The 18,761-nt window shown below is 52.9% G+C and carries 18 protein-coding genes and 1 riboswitch; of the genes, 14 read left to right on the forward strand and 4 right to left on the reverse strand.

Features of this window, described 5'->3' with window-relative positions; all coding sequences use genetic code 11:
• Positions 1-403: 403 nt before the first annotated feature.
• The 6 genes from AAFJ72_RS05265 to AAFJ72_RS05290 all read left to right on the forward strand — a co-directional run bounded on the left by AAFJ72_RS05265 (position 404) and on the right by AAFJ72_RS05290 (position 5,668).
• Entirely contained in the window at positions 404-1,153 is a 750-nt protein-coding gene (locus tag AAFJ72_RS05265; RefSeq protein WP_432776317.1) for a hypothetical protein, read from the forward strand.
• A gap of 1,307 nt (positions 1,154-2,460) precedes the next feature.
• Positions 2,461-2,889, forward strand: coding sequence for a zincin-like metallopeptidase toxin domain-containing protein (locus tag AAFJ72_RS05270; protein WP_432777150.1), 429 nt, complete (start codon positions 2,461-2,463; stop codon positions 2,887-2,889).
• An 11-nt stretch (positions 2,890-2,900) separates the two neighbouring features.
• Positions 2,901-3,239 (forward strand): hypothetical protein, encoded by a 339-nt coding sequence (locus tag AAFJ72_RS05275; RefSeq protein WP_432776318.1) that lies wholly within the window; start codon positions 2,901-2,903, stop codon positions 3,237-3,239.
• A 366-nt stretch (positions 3,240-3,605) separates the two neighbouring features.
• Positions 3,606-4,895, forward strand: coding sequence for a deaminase domain-containing protein (locus AAFJ72_RS05280; protein WP_432776319.1), 1,290 nt, complete (start codon positions 3,606-3,608; stop codon positions 4,893-4,895).
• An 18-nt stretch (positions 4,896-4,913) separates the two neighbouring features.
• Positions 4,914-5,243, forward strand: coding sequence for a hypothetical protein (locus AAFJ72_RS05285; RefSeq protein ID WP_432776320.1), 330 nt, complete (start codon positions 4,914-4,916; stop codon positions 5,241-5,243).
• Between the two features lie 206 nt (positions 5,244-5,449).
• Positions 5,450-5,668 carry a hypothetical protein gene (locus AAFJ72_RS05290; RefSeq protein WP_432776321.1) on the forward strand — a complete coding sequence of 73 codons (219 nt, stop codon included), beginning with the start codon at positions 5,450-5,452 and terminating at the stop codon, positions 5,666-5,668.
• Positions 5,669-5,929: 261 nt separating this feature from the next.
• Here AAFJ72_RS05290 and AAFJ72_RS05295 read toward each other — a convergent pair whose 3' ends face one another.
• Positions 5,930-6,814, reverse strand: coding sequence for a DMT family transporter (locus tag AAFJ72_RS05295; RefSeq protein WP_432776322.1), 885 nt, complete (start codon positions 6,812-6,814; stop codon positions 5,930-5,932).
• A 148-nt stretch (positions 6,815-6,962) separates the two neighbouring features.
• Here AAFJ72_RS05295 and AAFJ72_RS05300 point away from each other — a divergent pair, with 148 nt between their 5' ends.
• Positions 6,963-7,868 carry a LysR family transcriptional regulator gene (locus tag AAFJ72_RS05300; RefSeq protein WP_432777151.1) on the forward strand — a complete coding sequence of 302 codons (906 nt, stop codon included), beginning with the start codon at positions 6,963-6,965 and terminating at the stop codon, positions 7,866-7,868.
• 223 nt (positions 7,869-8,091) lie between these two features.
• On the opposite strand, the gene AAFJ72_RS05305 is transcribed toward AAFJ72_RS05300, so the two are convergent.
• The 3 genes from AAFJ72_RS05305 to AAFJ72_RS05315 form a co-directional block, all read right to left on the reverse strand.
• Entirely contained in the window at positions 8,092-8,772 is a 681-nt protein-coding gene (locus AAFJ72_RS05305) for an S-layer homology domain-containing protein (RefSeq protein ID WP_432776324.1), read from the reverse strand.
• Positions 8,773-8,954: 182 nt separating this feature from the next.
• Positions 8,955-9,485: a peroxiredoxin gene (locus AAFJ72_RS05310; RefSeq protein WP_432776325.1), complete on the reverse strand. Its 531-nt coding sequence runs from the start codon at positions 9,483-9,485 to the stop codon at positions 8,955-8,957.
• A gap of 331 nt (positions 9,486-9,816) precedes the next feature.
• Positions 9,817-11,109, reverse strand: a complete 1,293-nt coding sequence (locus tag AAFJ72_RS05315; protein ID WP_432776326.1) for a copper amine oxidase N-terminal domain-containing protein — start codon at positions 11,107-11,109, stop codon at positions 9,817-9,819.
• Positions 11,110-11,383: 274 nt separating this feature from the next.
• On the opposite strand from AAFJ72_RS05315, the gene AAFJ72_RS05320 reads away from it, so the two are divergent.
• The 7 genes from AAFJ72_RS05320 to cbiB all read left to right on the forward strand — a co-directional run bounded on the left by AAFJ72_RS05320 (position 11,384) and on the right by cbiB (position 18,690).
• The gene (locus AAFJ72_RS05320; RefSeq protein WP_432776327.1) at positions 11,384-13,468 is read left to right on the forward strand and encodes a TerD family protein; all 2,085 of its coding nucleotides are present in this window, start codon (positions 11,384-11,386) and stop codon (positions 13,466-13,468) included.
• A 263-nt stretch (positions 13,469-13,731) separates the two neighbouring features.
• Positions 13,732-13,953: riboswitch (cobalamin riboswitch) on the forward strand.
• Between the two features lie 200 nt (positions 13,954-14,153).
• Positions 14,154-14,735: a cob(I)yrinic acid a,c-diamide adenosyltransferase gene (gene cobO, locus AAFJ72_RS05325; RefSeq protein ID WP_432776328.1), complete on the forward strand. Its 582-nt coding sequence runs from the start codon at positions 14,154-14,156 to the stop codon at positions 14,733-14,735.
• Positions 14,735-15,841, forward strand: a complete 1,107-nt coding sequence (gene cobD / locus AAFJ72_RS05330) for a threonine-phosphate decarboxylase CobD (RefSeq protein WP_432776329.1) — start codon at positions 14,735-14,737, stop codon at positions 15,839-15,841. The genes cobO and cobD overlap by 1 nt, the downstream gene beginning before the upstream one ends.
• Entirely contained in the window at positions 15,838-16,377 is a 540-nt protein-coding gene (gene cobU / locus AAFJ72_RS05335; protein WP_432776330.1) for a bifunctional adenosylcobinamide kinase/adenosylcobinamide-phosphate guanylyltransferase, read from the forward strand. The genes cobD and cobU overlap by 4 nt, the downstream gene beginning before the upstream one ends.
• Positions 16,374-17,114 (forward strand): adenosylcobinamide-GDP ribazoletransferase, encoded by a 741-nt coding sequence (gene cobS / locus AAFJ72_RS05340; protein WP_432776331.1) that lies wholly within the window; start codon positions 16,374-16,376, stop codon positions 17,112-17,114. The genes cobU and cobS overlap by 4 nt, the downstream gene beginning before the upstream one ends.
• On the forward strand, positions 17,111-17,734 hold the full coding sequence (locus tag AAFJ72_RS05345) for a histidine phosphatase family protein (protein WP_122906556.1): 624 nt from the start codon (positions 17,111-17,113) through the stop codon (positions 17,732-17,734). Before cobS ends, AAFJ72_RS05345 begins: the two co-directional genes overlap by 4 nt.
• Positions 17,731-18,690: an adenosylcobinamide-phosphate synthase CbiB gene (cbiB, locus tag AAFJ72_RS05350; protein WP_432776332.1), complete on the forward strand. Its 960-nt coding sequence runs from the start codon at positions 17,731-17,733 to the stop codon at positions 18,688-18,690. The genes AAFJ72_RS05345 and cbiB overlap by 4 nt, the downstream gene beginning before the upstream one ends.
• Positions 18,691-18,761 lie beyond the last annotated feature (71 nt).

An 18,761-nucleotide genomic window follows, 5' to 3' on the forward strand; every position in this document is an offset into this window, starting at 1 on the left:
CTACTCTGGATTTTGTAGATACGTGGTAACGTGCCTTTATGCAAGCAAACTCAGCGGGGGTGTCTCAAAAGTTGATTTTTTGACTTCGAGACGCCTCTTTTTGTTTGGCAGTAAACGTTAGCGAAAGTGCTCTTTTTGGAGGCTTTTCATGTCGTTTTCAAAATATAGGTGAAGTTGATGGGGGAAAGTTCTGATAAATACAAAGAAAGGTTTGGAATTTTTATCCTACAAATACCTTTATAAGGTATTTATGGAATGGGATGAAGGCGTTACCGACCATAGGGCACATGGGTGAAAAGACTGGCGTATTTGAATGACTAAAGAAAGGCGAGCGCTTTCCCCTAAACATTTACGCCGGACCAGTTAGGGGAAGCCACTAGATCCAGACGGAGGCAAATGAGGGATGACAGGCTATGAACGGATCCGGGTAACAGCGCCGTACCGGATCAAACGAATCGAAGACGTCCAAATGGAGTGGAAACCGAACGAGCACGCCCGACTCTACCTGCGGGGCATCGTGGACGACAGCGAAACGGTAAACGCCGTGCTGCAAGCCGCCTCCGACGATGAAATCCGCTTGTATGACTGGGATGGTGAAAGCGAAACGACGATTTTCAAGGGAGTCGTGACCTCTGTTCAGATCGCGCATCGGCAAGGCGTTTACGCGATTGAACTGGAAGGGCATTCCGGAAGCTTCCAGCTTGATGTAACGAAAAAACGCCGCTCCTTTCAGCAGGCAGACATGACCTATCCTAAGCTGGTACAGGAAATCATCAAGACGTATCCCGGCTACAACGTGAACATAGCATTGGGGAAGGCGTCCAGATCGGTGAACCGATCATCCAATACGACGAGACGGATTGGGAGCTGCTCAGGCGGCTGGCCAGTCATTTTCACGGTGTTCTCGTCAGTGATATTATGGAGGCAACACCGCGGTTTTGGTTTGGATTGCCGCAAGGGAAAAGCTACACGTTGCCGGACGATGTCGCGTATACGGCGAGCAAGGACTTGCTGGCGTACCAAAAAGCAGGCGGCGATGCAGCCGGCTTGCACGATACCGATTTTTTCACCTACGAAATCGAGTCCGGCGAGCGGTATACGATCGGAGATGAAATCTGGTTCCGCAACAAGCGGATGGTCGTCAGCGAAGTGAGGGCCCGGATGGAGCGGGGGCTGTTTGTTTATACGTATCGTTTGTCCCGGATAGACGGCATACGGCAGGAGCCGATCCACAACACGAAGCTCTCCGGCGTCTCGCTGGAAGGCAAGGTGCTTGCGGTCAAGGGCGAGCAGGTCAAGCTTCATCTGGAGATAGATGAGCAGCAGCCCAAGGAAACCGCGTATTGGTTTCCGTTTGCCCCGCCTACAGGCAATGTGATGTACTGTATGCCGCAGGTGGGCACAAACGCCAGTCTGTATTTCCCTGATGCGACAGAAAAGCGGGCGGTGGTGCTTGGCTGTGTCCGCAAAAACGGGGACAGTTGTGCGAAGACAGCTAACCCGAACATCCGGTATTTCGGCACGGAGCACGGAAGCGAACTGGAGCTTGCGCCTACCGTCCTTTCGATTGTGAGCGGATGCAAGGAACCGTTGAAGATAACGCTGGACGATCACGTGGGGATTACGCTGACCAGCCATAAAAAGCTGATTCTGAATGCGAAGGAAGAGATTTCGCTCTACACGCCAAAGCGGGTTGTCATCCAGGCACAAAGTCAGATTCTCGCCAAGAAAACGAGTGCGCCAAGCGGCTTTTCGTTGGAGAGCGAGTATCACTTCCTGGGGACAGCCGTTCACGTGGAAGGACGGGACCGGACGACGTTTCCCGCGTTTGACGACGAGCCGAAGCAAGGAACGCCCCCACCCCCGGAACCGCCGTTTGATTGGGGAAAGCTGGCTCTTTGTATGTTAGGAGCCGTGGCGATTGTCGGGGCCGTGGCATTGACGGTAGAGACGTTTGGTGCGGGTGCGGTGATTGGAGCGGCGGCAGTGGGGGCAGCTTTGGGAGCGATAGGCGGCGTGGTCATGACCGCCTCGAACGATCTCATCAACGGGGAGGCGAGCAGTCCGTCCGCGTATATCAAAAGCGCCGCCCAAGGGGCCGTGATCGGCGCGGTATGCGGAGCGATTTTCGGCCCCGTTGCAGGGATCGGCGGAGGAGCGGTTGTGCCGCTGACAGGCAGACAAACGACCGTAGGGCTTGGCTCGGTCATGTTTATGGGGGGAACCTCGGGATATATTGATTATTCGCTGCGGGAACTGTGGGACGGGCGGACGCCGGATGGAGGTCAGGCGCTGGAATCGTTTGCGGTTGGGGCCGCGCTGGGAGGAGCTTTTTCCGTAGGGACGTCCTGGTTGGCGAAAGGTGCTGAGCGGGTTAAGGAGGCGCTGAAGCGAGGGGCGAGTTCGAAGATTGAGGGGACGGAGCAAGCTAAACAATTTGATTTCAAATCTTGGGAAGATATGCCAGTAAGTGGTAAGATCAGAAAAGCATCAAACGGACAAAGACTTATGAGTGTACGTGAATTAAAAAGATTTAAAAGAGAGATGTCTGCAAATAATATAAATGTTGTTATTGATAAAAAGGATAAAATTTTACCAAGTAACGCTGCGGCAGGTTTTAACCCTGAGACAGGGGAAATTGTCCTTAGACGAGAACCAACATATTTAAGCGCATTACATGAGTCCTATCATGCGAAACAGTGGAGACAGATAGGGAAAGAAAATTATTTGAAGCAATCAATAATTGAAAGAGAGGAGTATGTTTATAATGAGATTATGAGAAACAAAGATAAATTTTCTGATGCAGAAATATTATTTTCTCAAAGATATATTTATAAATTAAGGTATGGAAACTGGCCACCAAAAGATTGGAAAGGTTTTGAAGAATGAGAGGGGAACTAATGATAACTAAATTATCAACTGACCAGGTACTTAAAATAGCTCAAGATTATAAAGAGAAATACAAACTATCAGGAACTATTGATTTTACACAGGACAGAACAATTAAAGCATACAGTGGGTTTGATGGCGTTAAAGGAGTAGCTTGGCTCGTTTTAGTTAGTATAGTTCCTACTGTGTATGAAGCGGATGATGAGTATACTATAATTATTTCAGATGAAAAGGCAGAAGTTGAATACATTATAGATCCTAATGGACATTACTACTGTCCTCATTCAAAAGGAAGTAACGGAATGACTGATGAAGAATTTGATGCAATTTGGGATGATGATGCTGAGTAAGGGAGAGAATTAAACACCACTAACTATTTTTGAGTTTACATTTTAAGAATTAAGACCGTACAATACAACCAACAAACCAAACACCAAATAATTCCAAAACTTGATAAACTTTTAAAGCTCATTCCTATTTTGATCCTTGAGTAGGGGGATGAGCTTTTTTTGCATGCTCCAAATCATACGAATGTCAGTCTGTACTTCCCCGATGCCACAGGAAAGCGGGCGGTGGTGCTTGGCTGCGTCCGCAAAAACGGGGACAGTTGTGCGAAGACAGCTAACCCGAACATCCGGTATTTCGGCACGGAGCACGGAAGCGAGCTGGAGCTTTCCCCTACCGTCCTTTCGATTGTGAGCGGATGCAAGGAACCGTTGAAGATAACGCTGGACGATCACGTCGGGATTACCCTGACCAGCCATAAAAAGCTGACGCTGAACGCGAAGGAAGAAATCTCGCTCTATACGCCAAAACGAGTCGTCATTCAGGCGCAAAGCCAGATTCTCGCCAAGAAAACGAGTGCGCCAAGCGGCTTTTCGTTGGAGAGCGAGTATCACTTTCTGGGAACTGCTGTTCACGTGGAAGGACGGGACCGGACGACGTTTCCCGCGTTTGACGACGAGCCGAAGCAAGGAACGCCCCCACCCCCGGAACCGCCGTTTGATTGGGGAAAGCTGGCTCTTTGTGTGTTAGGAGCCGTGGCGATTGTCGGGGCCGTGGCATTGACGGTAGCGACGTTTGGTGCGGGTGCGGTGATTGGAGCGGCGGCAGTGGGGGCAGCTTTGGGAGCAATAGGCGGCGTAGTCATGACCGCCTCGTCCGATCTCATCAACGGGGAGGCGAGCAGTCCGTCCGCGTATATCAAAAGCGCTGCCCAAGGGGCCGTGATCGGCGCGGTATGCGGAGCGATTTTCGGCCCCGTTGCAGGGATCGGCGGAGGAGCGGTTGTGCCGCTGACAGGAGGACAAACGACCGTAGGGCTTGGCTCGGTCATGTTTATGGGGGGAACCTCGGGATATATTGATTATTCGCTGCGGGAACTGTGGGACGGGCGGACGCCGGATGGAGGCCAAGCGCTGGAGTCGTTTGCGGTTGGGGCCGCGCTGGGAGGAGCTTTTTCCGTAGGGACGTCCTGGTTGGCGAAAGGTGCTGAGCGGGTTAAGGAGGCGCTGAAGCGAGGGGCGAGTTCGAAGATTGAGGGGACGGGTAATTTCACATACGCTCAAAAAGTCGAGATGTTTCAAAAAAGAACGCAGACTATCCGTGATACCTTACCAAATAAATATAAGAAATACGGTAATGTTGCTGTTGCAGATGTGAAAATTCCCGGACTTAAAACAGAGTTTAAAGCACACAGTAGAATCCATAAGGAAAATGCTGAGGGATTTTCGATAGTACCAGCTGAGGGACGATTCCCTGCAAAGTCAGTAAATCAAAAAGGTGAAATTAACGGTGAGGGAGCTTTTCCTAGGGATAATGATACAGAACGAAAAATTCTTGAAGATATAGCAAATCAATTAGGGAATAACAAGCAAGTTAAAGGTACAATTGATTTATTTACGGAGTTACCTGCTTGTAGAAGCTGTTCTGATATTATATTAAAATTCCGGCTAGAGTATCCCAATATCGAATTGAATGTCTATTCGGGTGAATTTAAAAATTAGAGAGGTGTATAGTAGTAAATGTTAAGCAGTTATAAGGAACTTGAACAATATATTGTCGAAGATTTTGAAGAATTTTTAGACGAGGGGTTATCATTATCTCAGGTAACGGAGAAATTGCTTGTTGAATATCACCGTGGCATTGTCAACAGTAAAGTTGAAAAGTTAGTAATCTATCTGACGATTGCCCTTCTTTGTCTCGACAAAGGCTACATTAGAGATGATATAAAAGATGAATTAAACATCTTGATTAGTGATATTACATCAATACCATTAAAGGATGAGTTAGAAGCGGAAGATATTAAGAAAGTCTTGCAGAATATTGAACAATATAGAGGACATCTGGGGTAATTTCGTAAGGGGGGGCTAGAGTCTGTAAAATATTTTGTGTAAACTAACAACATCGCACAATAGAACGAACAAATGAAACACGTGATTAACTTTCAAAAGCTCATTCCTACTTTGGTTCATAAGTAGGGGATGAGCTTTTTTGGCATGTTCAAAATCATACGAACGCTAGCCTGTATTTCCCCGATGCCACAGGAAAGCGGGCGGTGGTGCTTGGCTGCGTCCGCAAAAACGGGGACAGTTGTGCGAAGACAGCTAACCCGAACATCCGGTATTTCGGCACGGAGCACGGAAGCGAGCTGGAGCTTTCCCCTACCGTCCTTTCGATTGTGAGCGGATGCAAGGAACCGTTGAAGATAACGCTGGACGATCACGTCGGGATTACCCTGACCAGCCATAAAAAGCTGACGCTGATGAAAATTGCCTAAACAATCAAAGGCTTATCCCACCTCGAACAAGAGAAGGAGTAAGCCTTTTCCTATTTCAAATGGAAAGCATGCCCGGCTCATGAAGCGTGAGGAGCAGAACGAAGCTAACGTTACATAACTATATTTACAGCTTTATTGAAACTGAACCGCTTTCCCGTTCCAATAGAACCTTACTCACACTAGCCTTGCTCCAAAAAAACTTGCACAAAATCCTTACCAACCCAAGCCAAACCTATCCTGCCGGAGCTTGAAACCCATCCCCTAGGCCTCTTCCCTCCGCCTTTTCTCCCCTTCAGCCCCCCCGATCCATATAGAACCCAACAACATGACAGCGCCGACCAACTGATACACAGTCATCTCCTCCCCTAAAACCAAAGCCGAAATAAACAGTGAAGTCAAGGGATCGATATAGCTCAACACAGCGATGCTCTGGCCTTTTATCCCTTTCATTCCGGCAAAGAACAGGTAAAAGCCAACCCCGCCATGAACGATCCCCAAAGTGAGAAGCAACAAAACCGTGTTTCCGGTGATCGAAGAGAAAGGATGGAAGCCATCGGTAAAGAGTACAAATGGGAACAGCATCACAACCGACATGCCGAGCTGCAGAAGCGTATTTTCCAGCCCATCCAGTTCCCGGATAAACTTGTTGACCAATGTCAAAACAGCATAGAAACCGGCTGCAACCAGTCCGTAGCCGATGCCAAGCAGATGATGTCCGATAGTGTCCATCCTGCTGCCGTTTTGCAAAATAAAGAACAAGCCGAGCAAAGCAACGACGACACATACCGCCTTTTTAACTGACAGCTTTTCTTTCAAAACGAATGGCGAGAGCATAATAACGAGAACAGGCGCAAAATAATAGCTCAGTGCCGCGTTGGCTATCGTTGTTTCCTTGTATGCCTGAAACAGAAATATCCAGTTTCCGCTCAAAGCAACGCTTGCAATGAGGAGAGCGACGGCATTTTTCTGCAACTTCCCCCATTGTATTTTCTGTTTCGTCCAAACAAAGACGACACTCAGAAACAGTGCGCCGATCAAACTCAAGAACAACGCGATGGTACTGGACGACATGTCTATATATTTTGCAAACACGCCAACTGCGCCAAAGATAATCATCGACAAGACAAAATACAGTTTTTCTTTCACGCAATATCCCTGCTTTCTTATGATGGAGTGACCAAATTGTTTTTCATTGGGCTTCAGTGTATCATTCTTTTTAACATTACAGATTCGAATGTTTATCATAAGAAAGATGACAAAACCGGATGAAAAAGAAAGGGATATACGCATGGACATGAATATCCAGAAATACCTGGCATTAGTCAAAACCGTAGAGTATGGCAGCTTTACAAAGGCGGCGGAAGCATTAAATTACTCACAGTCGGGCATTAGCCGTATGATTAACGATTTGGAGGTAGAATGGAAGATTTCTCTGTTGGAGCGCGGACGATCTGGCGTACGCCTGACTTCAGAAGGTCTTAAAATACTTCCGTACGCAAAAAGTGTTTGTAGCGAATATCAAAAATTGCAGACACAAATTGAAGAATTGCACGGGCTGCAATCGGGGTTCATTCGGATTGGCACATTTTCAAGTGTAGCGACTCATTGGCTTCCGAATATCATCAAAGCATTTCAAAAAGATTATCCCAATGTTGACTACGAGCTTTTGCTTGGGGATTACACGGAGATTGAAAACTGGATTTTAGAAGGGCGCGTGGATTGCGGATTTCTTAGGCTCCCCACACACCCCAAGCTGGAGACGGTTTTTCTGGATCAAGATAGGCTGCTGGTGATCTTGCCGAAAGATCATCCACGAGCCGATTGCGAACGCTTTCCTGTCAAAGCGTTGAGCGAGGACCCGTTCATGCTCCTGGAAAAAGGGGCGAAAGCGGAGATTTCGGAAATATTTGAGCAATATGGTGTTACACCAAAAGTACAGTTTACGACATGGGATGACTATGCCATCATGTCGATGGTGGAAAATGGATTAGGAATCAGTATTTTGCCAGAGCTCATTTTGAAGCGCATCCCCTACCAAATTGTAGCAAAAGAGCTTGAGGTACCTGCATACCGCAGGATCGGCCTTGCCATGAAAAATAAAGAATCTTCATCACTCGCGGTCAAGCGATTTTTAGACTATCTGCCGTACAGGAATATTCCTGGGAAAACGGATGCTGAAGTCCAGCGTGAACGTCAATAGCACTCAACGTTTCTGACAGACAAAAGGGGCGTCTCCAAGTCGAAATAGCGACTTTTGGAGACAGCCCCCATGAAAGGCCGCGGCTGCGGTTCTTTTCCGATTAGGATGGATGATAGAAAAGCCACTGTGTGAACGAAGGAACGGCAGTGGTGGTGCGGAAGGTCAGCTACCAAACGAATGGTAGCCTCCTGCCCGATTGTTCGTCACCCACCCGATCCGAAAATTACGGCTGAACGCCCTCTGACGCAGGGGCCGGATGGGCTTGCAAATATTCAATGGCATTGTAAATAAACTCAGCGGCTTCCTCGCGGGTAATGGCGGCTTTCGGATGCAGGTTCCCATTGGCATCCAGCTTGACGATGCCAAAATGCAATGCACGCTGGATCGCACCCTGATAACCCGGAGTGAGCGCATCTCCGTCCTTGATGGCAACGGGAGCGAGGTTAATCATGGGGAGTTGTTCATGCTGCTCGATGGCCGTGACGAGATGGTACAGAAACTGTTCGCGCGACCACGCCTGGTTCGGGTCAAAATCGGCTGGCAGTTCCAGCCCGTTGTGTGCGGCGATAATCAACGCCGGAGCGTACCAGGCGTCATTGTCTGCCTTTGCATAGTAGTGCGTAGCCTTTGGAGGCTGGATAAAGCGGATGTGGTCGATGTTCAGGGAAAGCGCATTGACGATCATCTGGATTCCTTGGGCAGCGGTCACGGTAGCGTCGGGTTGGAATTGCTTGTCATTTACACCGTGCAAATACCCTCTTTGCTGCAGGGAGATGATTTTATCTTTGGTTGTTACCTGGTTCAAGTCGGTAAAGGAAGCAGTCGCGGCAAAAGCCGGATTCGCCATTGACAGCGCCAAAACGCCGAGAGCAGACAGAACCATGAATGTACGTCTTGCGTTCATCACATTCACCCCAACAAGAAGATTGATCGTTACATTCTTTTTGACGAGTGCTGTGGAGGAAACGTTTCAAAAACGATTCTGGCAAGCTGCCCTCGCTTGCTTTGAAAAAACCTTGGCCGGAGCGGATGGAGGAACACACATCTGCTTGAGGTGGCCAAGGTTTTTTCGTGGGGGTGAAGGGATTAGGAAATCGTTTGTTGTCCGGGCTTCCAGTCCATCGGGCACAGCCCGCCGGATTGCAGGGCTTCGATGACGCGCAAAGTTTCATCTACGCTTCTGCCAACTTTGGAGTTGGAGACGACCGAATACTGCAGGATGCCCTCCGGGTCAATGATGAAGCTGGCCCGCAGAGGCGCTTTGGTCGCTTCGTCCAGCACGCCATAGCTGATCGTCGCTTCCTTGCTGTAGTCGGAAGCGAGCGGGAAGGACAGCGGGCCGATGCCGTCACTCGCTTTCATCCAGGCTTTATGGGTATGAATGCTGTCGCCGCTCACGCCAAGCACCTCGACGTTCAGCTTGGCAAACTCATCGATGCGCCGATTCAGGCTGAGAATCTCGGTTGGGCAAACTTTGGAGAAATCAAACGGATAGAAGAACAACAGAAGCCATTTGCCGCGGTAATCTGCCAAGCTTTTCGATACGGGGAATCCGTGGTCAAAAGTTACGGTGTCCATCGTAAAGTCTGGTGCGGGAAGTCCAATGCGTGCGCTCATTATGTATCTCCTCTTTCTGTTTGGCGAGTAGTATGTTCTGGTATCAAACTACCACGAATCTTATTTAAAATCAATATCAAATAAAAATTATTTTAAACTAAAAGTGCAGCATGCCTTCCAGCTATCCGGATTCCAACGACACGGAGGGACAGCCGTTTGCGCAGGATGATTTTTCGGGCTTGTCTGCATGGTGAATACAGGATGGACCTCATCTCGTTTGGCAGCAGCCTGCGCGCTGGAGAGCCCGGCGATTTTCGAACAGGAGCACGTCGACTATTCAAATGAAAGCGGGCAAAGTGTCCAGGGAGCGGCCCTTGAGAAGACGGGGCAATCAGGAGCCGCCCTGCTTTAGCCTGACCCAATGGTTGTAGTCGTGAATCGCAAAGCCGGCAAAGCTCGCATACTGTCCGAGATGTTCCTGCGCCAACTGCAGCTCCGTTTTCAGCGACTGGAGCGGCAGCGCGTGAAAGCTCGTGTGCGGCCCTTCCGCACTGGGAGCCGTCTCTACGGCAACGATCACTTTCTTTTTCAACGTGGCTGCTTCCCGCAAAATCGGTTGGGCGTTGGCGACAATCCCGTCGTTGCCAAGCGCGGCATTGCGGTAGTCCATGATGACGACGGCATCTGCCTTTTCCAGCATCCAGGCGCTCAGGCTGTAATCTGTGCCTGGGACTTTGACCTGATGGAGCCAAAACGGGATGTCTAGCGAAAGTCTAAGCCCGCTCTCCCGCCTTTCTTTTTCAATCAGGCGAACAGTATCCATCCAGCTTTGCACGATTTGGTCGCGGTTTGACTTCCATTCCGGCAAAATATACGGCTCAATGTCAAAATGCAGCCCGGTGAACCGCTCGTGTGCGGCGACCGAGGCGTTGTAAGTGCGGACCCAGTTGAGAAACGACTTGAGATTGTCATGGTTTGCGGGAAAAGCCCATTGAGGACGGCCTTCCAGCGCTTCTACGGCGATTTGCTTCTCCTGCGCCTTGCGGATGAACGCTTGGTAGACAGTCGGCGGGATGTCCCGGTTGATTTGCAGGTAAATCGCGCTCAGTTGATGCTCGCTGGCAAACCGGATAATTTGCTCTTGCTGGGTATACAACAGACTGGCATCCCAAAGCCACGTGCTGCGCCGATGCTGCCAGGCACTGTCGGGAGCAGACGGCACAGATGCCGGAGGGACTGCACCCGCATGGCCGGACGTGGTGATCGCGACCAGATGGCGCTCGGCCAGCCACTCGACGCGGGCGTCAAACAGCTCGCTGATAAAGCGCAGCGGCACCATCGTGCGGTTGCTGCGGAGCACGGCCGGAGCGTCGAAGTGGACCTTTTTCCCGTTGACCAGTGCGTAGTCATGGCCGATGGTCAACTGAATCGTGTTCGGCGCTTTTTGCAGCGTCACCTGGCTTGTCTGCGGGTTCCACTGCATGGCAAGACCGAGCTTTTCTGCGACAAACCGGGCGGGAACCATGGTGCGCCGGGAGCTTGTGTCCACGTATGGCTGGGCGTCAGGAAACGTGACGTACTCGCCGTTCACGGCTACCTGAATTTGCGAAGCAGACTGGGCAAAAGAGAAGGGAGCGGCGCTGAGCAGAAAGGTCAGCAGGCCGACTTGCTGCAGTTTTTTCATAAGTGCTTTTCCTCGCGTCTTTTTATAGGATGTGGTGTACTATTTTACAATACAACCGTCTGTCTTTACCTGATGACAAGGTTGCAGGGGAGAAGGGAAAATTTGTGAAGAAACAACTACTTTTCCAAAAATTGCTTTACATAGTCAGCGACGAGCCGTATAATGGTGAAAAATGACAAAAGGAATAAAAAATCAGGCTATTGTACTCCTTCCTTCTATTTTCTAAATGGACATTAGGGGTACTGCTTTCCTGATTTTTTTTTTATTGAGGCCGATGAAAAATCAAATCTACCTTCGCCGGAAAAATAAACTGGTTGTTGAAAAGGGACAGCATGAATTGCCTGTCTCTTATTTGGCTGCGGCTTTGCGCAACATCGAGTGTCTCGGTTACACGTTTTCCCTGGAGCTATTGGAGCGAATCCGCACGCTGTCTGAAGCGGAGTTTTTCCCGCTTTACTCCAGGGTAGTGACAGTATTGAAAGAAATGGTGGGCGCATCCCGCAAGTACAAGCCGATGTATCCGAATTTTCCTAAACAAGTGATGGAGGCAAGCGAGGGAGAATTGTATTTGCAGGCGATCATCCACTATCTGACGTTGCAACTTCCTGTGCACGAGGTGAAAAAACGGCTGCCGCTGTTGCGGGAATCCCGCCTGAAGGTAATCCATTTGGGGACGGAAGAAGAACTTTTGCAGATAGGCATGAACCTGCTGCGGGCGAAAAGCTCGCTCTCGGCGCAGGACAAGGAAGACCTCGCTGTGCTGTTCACCGAGTGCGAGGGAATCGCAGAAGCGCTGCCAAAAGAGATTCCGCACAAGGAAAACGCAGCGGTCGCAGCCAGCATCTTGCTGCGTGCCGACAAGCTGCCGCCCGGCTTTTTTGCGACCTATTGCAAAACGGCGACTGACGTCCTGCGTCTGGCCGTTGCCTTGTCTGACGGCGATGTCAGTCTGGCGACTCCTGCGAAATTCCGCAAGTTCAGCCGGGCTGAGCGCCGCCTGCTGCTGCGTTTGCTGGAAGCAAGCCCGAACCTTGCGGAAGACATGCTGCGCTACAAAGGCCGCTGGATTCGCCTGGGGGAAATCTTGCATCCGTTCGAATACAAAGACCGCTATCCACAGGCGGCGGAAGCGTTCGATATTTTGCGCAACAACCGCCGGCTGGAAACGTTCAACAGCAAGGTGGAGCTGGCGCTGACGCGCGGGGAGGTACACGAGGCTGCACACCTGCTCGTGCAGCGGCCGGGGGAATTTGCCCGTCGCCTCGACCACTTGCTCAGGTTGGCAGAGGATGGCGGTGAGGTGCTCCGCTCGTTTGCACAGGTCGCGCCTTCGGTGTCTACTCCTGTGCTGCTGCAAGTGCTGAACCACTTCGCGAAAAGGGAAGCGTACGGAAAGTGGCGCACCTTTTTCCCGAAAGGAGAGGTGGCAAAAGTACAGACGATTCCAAACGAGCTGCCACAGCTGGCCGAAAACATCCGCGCAAGTGCTGCCAGCATCTGTCGAGAAACCCTTCTGGAGCGGTTTTCTGCCCTGCCCTCCCTGGGAAAAGTCTACCTCGATCCGCGCTTGCAGGAGCAGCTTGTGCCTTTTTCGCAACGGTCGGCGAGCAAGGCGCTGCGGACGATTGTGCGCGGTTCCAGGCTTCCGATCCCGGATGGCAGCACGATCCGCTTTTTCACCTGGTGGAAGGAAGGCTTGGTCAACAACGTCCCCACCGGGCGCGTCGACGTCGATTTGTCTGCGGTGCTGTACGACGCGGACTGGAAGTACATGGAGCACATTTCCTACACGAATTTGCGTTCGGCAAAATACCGCGCCTGCCATAGCGGCGATATTGTGCAGGCACCGAACGGAGCGTGCGAGTTCATCGACGTGGACATCGAATCGGTGCTAAAGTACGGCGGACGTTATGTGGTCATGTCGCTCAACTCCTTCACCAGCCAGCCTTATTGCGACTTGCCGGAGTGCTATGCCGGCTGGATGATCCGCAGCGAGCCCGAGTCCGGGGAAATCTTTGAACCGCAGACGGTTCAGGACAAGATCGATCTCGCCTCGCGCTCGACGATCTGCATTCCCGTCATTCTCGACCTGGCGGAGCGCCAGGTGATCTGGACAGACGTCGCGCTGCGTTCGCATCCGCTCTATGTCAACAACGTGGAAGGGAATCGCAGCGGGATGGAGTGGATGGGCCGGGCGCTCACCACGCTGGTGAAGCCGACTCTCTACGAGCTGTTCTCGCTGCATGCGCAGGCGCGGGGGACGCTGGTTGAGCGGGCAGAGGATGCGGACACCATTTTTTCCATGAACGAAGGGATTACTCCGTACGATCTTGAAAAAATCATGGCTGACTTTTTGTAGGCCGAATGATGATAAGCCTGATACTCGCCAAAAGAGCTGCCCTGCCAGTCGTTTGCTGGAGTGCAGCTTTTTCTTGTCGAGCCTCGTCCGCCTGCAGTGTGCGGGTCCGGATGGCGGGAGAGCGGCAGTTCCCGGATTCATGCTACTTCGCGCTACCTTGTATTTTTGGCATGGACTCTCGCCGGATTGCAGCTTTTGCTTGAATCCCCGGCAGCATTTGCTATTATTAAAACAAGCGATTGTCCTGAAAACGAACGACATGTGAATATGGGAGAAAAACAGGTCCTTGTGTTTCACGAGCGATAATCTGTGAGATGCGAGGTTAAAAGGGAAGTTTGGTGAAAATCCAACGCGGTCCCGCCACTGTATTAGGGGAGCTCTTCTTCCTGGCAACGACGCCGTCCACTGCACGATCAGCGTGCGGGAAGGAAGAAGAAGAGTGACGATCCTTGAGCCAGGAGACCTGCCTGTTTTTATGTGTCCACTGATTTCCTTCGGGTCAAAGGAAGAGGTGAGGATTGTTGCAGTCGGCTATCCGCGCTTTGTTTTCCTTGGAGTTTTGGGGAAACAAAGCGTTTTTTTTGTGCGCGGAAAGCGAAATAACGAGGCTGTGGAAAACATTTGCAATAGGCAACGGAGCCTTACCTGCATTTGGGGAGCGCTGTGTCCCCGAAAATGTTGAGGGATGGGCAACGGGGCCTACACTTCATTTTGGAGGTTGAGCGACTTGAGTAACAAGCGAGGTCTGTTTTTGGTCTACACCGGAGATGGCAAAGGAAAGACAACGGCAGCAGTGGGATTGGCTGTACGGGCGGCTGGACGAGGCAAAAAGGTCATTATGATCCAGTTCATCAAGTCGCCTGATCGCACGTACGGAGAGAAAATCAGCTTCGACAAGCTGGGCATCGAGATTGTGCAAAAAGGCGCAGGCTTTACCTGGACGAAGACGCCGGAGGAGCATCGGTCGGCGCTGAAGGAGGCGTGGGCTTTTGCCAAGGAAAAGCTTTTGTCGGGTGCCTACGATGTCGTGATTTTGGACGAGCTGAACAATGCGCTTGCGATCGACAGTTTTCCCGTTGATGACGTGCTGCCGCTGGCGGACGTTTTGCAAACGATTCAAAATCGGCCGAGCCATGTGCATCTGGTCGTGACGGGCAGAAGCGCCAAGCAGGAATTGATCGACATGGCGGATCTGGTGACAGAGATGAAGCCGATCAAGCATTACTACGATGAGGGGATACCAGCGGTGCTGGGGGTCGAGTTTTGATGAGCGTACTGGAAGCGTACGGTCACGGCGGTGATTTGCTGACGGTGGCAGACCGCTTTGGAATGGAGCCAGACCAGTTTGTTGATTTCAGTGCCAATATTAATCCGCTGGGCATGCCGGACAGGGTACGCGAGTTGCTGCTCGCTTCGCTGTCTGCCGTGTTGCGCTATCCAGACCCAGGGCATCGGCTGTTTCGCCGTGCCTTGGCGCAGCGCTTGCATCTGCCAAAGGAATGGCTTTTGCCTGCCAATGGCGCGGCGGAGGCGATGGCGCTTGCAATTCTCGGGCTCAAGCCGCAGACCGTCGGTGTGGTTTATCCTTGCTTTTCGGAATATGCAGAGCTTTCCGAGCAGTTTGGGGCAACCGTCATCGGCTGCTATGGAAAAGAAGAGAACGGCTACAAGGCCGACGAAAAAGAGCTGTATCGTCTGTTCGAGCAGGCTGACCTGGTGTTTGTCGGCTCGCCGAACAATCCGACTGGCATCTTGTACGAGCCGCAGGAGCTGTTGCAGATGGCGGACTGGACGGCCAGGACCGATACATGGCTGGTCGTGGACGAGGCGTTTCTCGATTTTGTGGAGGAAAGCCGTCAGTTTACGCTGGCAAGCCAGCTTGACCGTTTTCCCCGCGTCATTTTGATGCGTTCCATGACGAAAATGTACGCGATCCCCGGCTTGCGGCTCGGATACGCGATTGCCCAGCCTGACGTGATTGCGAAAATGCGTGCGAAGCAGGTGAGCTGGAGCGTGAATGCGCTTGCCCTTTTGGCGGGGGAGCTGTGCTTGCAGGAGCAGGAGTACGAGCGGCGGACACGCAGTCTGATCGCCAGGGAGCGCGCTGGTCTGATCGAGTTTATTCGCGGGGAGCTGGGCTGGAAGGTCTGGCCGGGGGAGGCAAACTTTTTGCTGCTTCGCTCGCCGGAGGACTTGCCAGCGGCCTTATTGCAGGAGCGGCTCGGCAAAAAAGGTGTGCTGATCCGCAGCTGCGCCATGTACCCCGGATTGACGGCGCATGATGTGCGCATCGCCGTTCGCGGTCGGGAAGACAATGCGCGCCTGATCGCGGCCTTGCGCGAGGTACAGAACGAAAGGAGCGGGCAACGATGAGTCTTGTGCTGGTGACAGGCGGTGTGCGCTCGGGAAAAAGCCGCTTTGCAGAAGAGCTGGCCCGGCAGGCCGGAGAGCGCGTTCTGTACGTGGCGACGGGTCAGGCGTGGGATGAGGAAATGCAGCAGCGGATCGAGCGGCACAAGGAGCGGCGTCCGCAGCAGTGGGGCAGCGTGGAGGTCGGCGAGCGGCTTTGTGATTACGAGTCAGTTGGCACTGCTTACGACGTCGTGTTGATCGATTGTCTGTCGACGTGGGTGAGCAATCGGCTGATGAGCGTCGCGGAAGCAGAGTGGCGAAGCGAGGCGCACACAGAGGCGTTGCATGCAGAGGCGGAGGCGTGGCTGGAACTTGTCCGGCGCTCTCCGCAAAAAGTGATTGCGGTCACGAGCGAGGTCGGGCTGGGCGGTGTCGCCATGAATCGGCTCGGCAGATGGTTCGCAGACGTGCTGGGCGACGTCAACCAGCGTGCCGCGTGCCAGGCAGAGACGGTCTACGCGGTTATGGCCGGAATCCCGTGGAGGATCAAAGGATGAACGCATTTTGGCACGCAATCGCTTTTTTCACCCGAATCCCGGTTCCTTGGCTGCGCCCGTCCGAGGAAGCCTGGAAAAAAAGCGTCAACTGGTATCCGGCAGCAGGTCTGGTCATCGGTATGGTGCTGTGGGGCGTCCACCAGGCAGGGCTATTGCTCTTTAGCCCGTGGCTGTCCGCCGTGCTGACACTCGCTGGCTGGGTGTACGTGACAGGTGGACTGCATCTGGACGGCTGGATGGATTTGGCCGACGGATTGGGAAGCAGTCGCTCGAAGGAGCAGGTGCTCGCGATCATGAAGGACAGCCGTGTCGGGGCGATGGGCGTTTTGGCTGCGCTTTTGCTGCTGTTGCTCAAGGCGGGGGCCGTCGCGGAACTGGCGCATCCCGGCTGGGGAGTGCTTCTTGTGTTTGTGCCTGCTGTGGCGCGGACACATGTGCTGTTGTCGATTCGGCTATGGCCGTATTTATCGCAGGAAAAAGGAATCGGCAAGGGCATTAGCGCAGGGCTGTCGCATATGGCTATCGCAGCCGGATACATCGTGCTTGCCGTGGCTGGCTGGTTCGTCGGAGGTTTGCAGGTTGTTGCGGCTATGGTTGTCTCGTTGTTGTTCGTGCTGTTGTTTTCCCGTTCTGTCGCCCGCAAGCTCGGCGGCCTGAACGGCGACTGCTACGGCGCAGTTATCGAAAGCGGCGAGGCGATTATGCTGCTCGTACTGGTCGGGAGCTGGTGGACATGAGGCTGCTCTGGATCCGGCACGGGGAGACGGACTGCAATCGCGAGCGCAAATATCTCGGACATAGCGACGTTCCCTTAAATGAAAAAGGAGAGCGGCAGGCGCGCGGGCTGGCGCGGCAATTGTCACAGCAACTGGAACGGCCTTGTGGGCTGTACGCAAGCGATTTGCGCCGCTGCACGCAAACAGCCCAGCCACTGGCAGACGAGTGGGGCCTGTCGATCATATCCGATCCGGCTTTGCGCGAGCTGTCTTTTGGCGACTGGGAGCTTTTGACCTACGAAGAGCTAATGCGCGCGGATGCCGAGCGGGCTTCGCGCTGGTATGACGACCCGTTCCGTTGCAGTCCGCCAAATGGCGAGAGCTTGCAGGAGTTGGGGCAGCGATTGGACGGCTGGCTGCGAAAGCTTCTTGTACAGCGGCGAGCGGATGCGGACGAACTGATCGTATGTGTTGCGCACGGGGGAGTAATTCGCTGGTTTCAGGCGATGTGGCTCGAAAACGACCCCAAGCGGTATTGGCATGTAGAAGGAGTAGGGCATGGCGAGGCCCTGCTGGCGCAATGGGACGGGCGATGCTGGCGTAGACAACGGCTGGAAGACGTAAAGAGAGGGACGACATGACGGAAGTATGGATTTTGTGCGCGGCATACGCAATTGACCGGGTGGTCGGCGACCCGCGCAGCCTGCCGCATCCGGTGGTTATCATCGGCTGGTGGATTACGCGGCTGGAACGGGTTATTCGCGCTGTAGTGAAACGGGAATCACAGCTAAAGCTGGCTGGCGTCCTGTTCCCGCTGTCGATCGTCACAGGCAGCTATGCGGTCGTCTGGCTGCTTTTATGGGGAGCGGCGCTCATTCACCCGCTGCTTTCGTGGGTGTTGAGCGCGTGGCTCATTTCCACGACGATTGCCACAAAAGGACTCGCGGACGCAGGACTGGAGATTGCCCGCCATCTGCTTGCCGGGGATATGACAGCGGCGAGACGCTCGCTGTCGATGGTGGTCGGCCGCGATACGGAGCAACTGGACGAACCGGAAGTTTGCCGGGGGGCGGTGGAGACGGTGGCGGAAAACATCGTCGATGCGATTGTTTCCCCGCTGATCTATGCCGCGATTGGCGGCGCGCCGCTGGCGATGGCGTATCGGGCAGCCAACACGCTGGACTCGATGGTCGGCTACAAAAACGAAAAGTACAAAAATCTCGGCTGGGCATCCGCCCGTTTTGATGACGTAATGAACTACATACCCGCCCGTCTGACTGCGTTGCTGTTGGTTATCGCAAGCGGGCTGCAGCGGCTGGACTGGCGACAGTGCTGGAAGATCATTCGCCGGGACGCGCATTTGCACCCAAGCCCGAACAGCGGGCTGCCGGAAGCGGGAGTGGCGGGCGCGCTGGGCGTGCAGCTTGGCGGGCTCAACTACTACCAGGGGGTGCCTTCCAACCGGGCGCGGCTGGGCGATGCGCATCGGCCGTTGGCTGCCGCAGATATTATGGCGACGATTCGGTTGATGTACCTTACTTCTGTGCTGTGCCTGCTCGTATGCCTGGCAATTGCGGCTGCCGTTGCTTTTCTATAGGGCGGTACCTGTTACGATGCGCAGGGCAACGGAAGAAATGAGAACGAACGAAAAAACGGCTGCGTGCGACA

Origin of the sequence: Brevibacillus gelatini (genome assembly GCF_050920745.1) — a bacterium.
Classification (GTDB): Bacteria; Bacillota; Bacilli; order Brevibacillales; family Brevibacillaceae; genus Brevibacillus; species Brevibacillus gelatini.

Excerpts from the sequence above, each read along its gene's own strand:
- AAFJ72_RS05285 (WP_432776320.1), top strand. The coding sequence starts at position 4,914 with ATGTTAAGCAGTTATAAGGAACTTGAACAATATATTGTCGAAGATTTT.
- AAFJ72_RS05320 (WP_432776327.1), top strand. The coding sequence starts at position 11,384 with ATGAAAAATCAAATCTACCTTCGCCGGAAAAATAAACTGGTTGTTGAA.
- cobD (WP_432776329.1), top strand. The coding sequence starts at position 14,735 with ATGAGCGTACTGGAAGCGTACGGTCACGGCGGTGATTTGCTGACGGTG.
- AAFJ72_RS05305 (WP_432776324.1), bottom strand. The coding sequence starts at position 8,772 with ATGAACGCAAGACGTACATTCATGGTTCTGTCTGCTCTCGGCGTTTTG.
- cobO (WP_432776328.1), top strand. The coding sequence starts at position 14,154 with ATGGGCAACGGGGCCTACACTTCATTTTGGAGGTTGAGCGACTTGAGT.
- AAFJ72_RS05315 (WP_432776326.1), bottom strand. The coding sequence starts at position 11,109 with ATGAAAAAACTGCAGCAAGTCGGCCTGCTGACCTTTCTGCTCAGCGCC.
- AAFJ72_RS05300 (WP_432777151.1), top strand. The coding sequence starts at position 6,963 with ATGAATATCCAGAAATACCTGGCATTAGTCAAAACCGTAGAGTATGGC.
- cobS (WP_432776331.1), top strand. The coding sequence starts at position 16,374 with ATGAACGCATTTTGGCACGCAATCGCTTTTTTCACCCGAATCCCGGTT.
- AAFJ72_RS05345 (WP_122906556.1), top strand. The coding sequence starts at position 17,111 with ATGAGGCTGCTCTGGATCCGGCACGGGGAGACGGACTGCAATCGCGAG.
- AAFJ72_RS05310 (WP_432776325.1), bottom strand. The coding sequence starts at position 9,485 with ATGAGCGCACGCATTGGACTTCCCGCACCAGACTTTACGATGGACACC.
- AAFJ72_RS05275 (WP_432776318.1), top strand. The coding sequence starts at position 2,901 with ATGATAACTAAATTATCAACTGACCAGGTACTTAAAATAGCTCAAGAT.
- cobU (WP_432776330.1), top strand. The coding sequence starts at position 15,838 with ATGAGTCTTGTGCTGGTGACAGGCGGTGTGCGCTCGGGAAAAAGCCGC.
- AAFJ72_RS05265 (WP_432776317.1), top strand. The coding sequence starts at position 404 with ATGACAGGCTATGAACGGATCCGGGTAACAGCGCCGTACCGGATCAAA.
- cbiB (WP_432776332.1), top strand. The coding sequence starts at position 17,731 with ATGACGGAAGTATGGATTTTGTGCGCGGCATACGCAATTGACCGGGTG.
- AAFJ72_RS05270 (WP_432777150.1), top strand. The coding sequence starts at position 2,461 with ATGCCAGTAAGTGGTAAGATCAGAAAAGCATCAAACGGACAAAGACTT.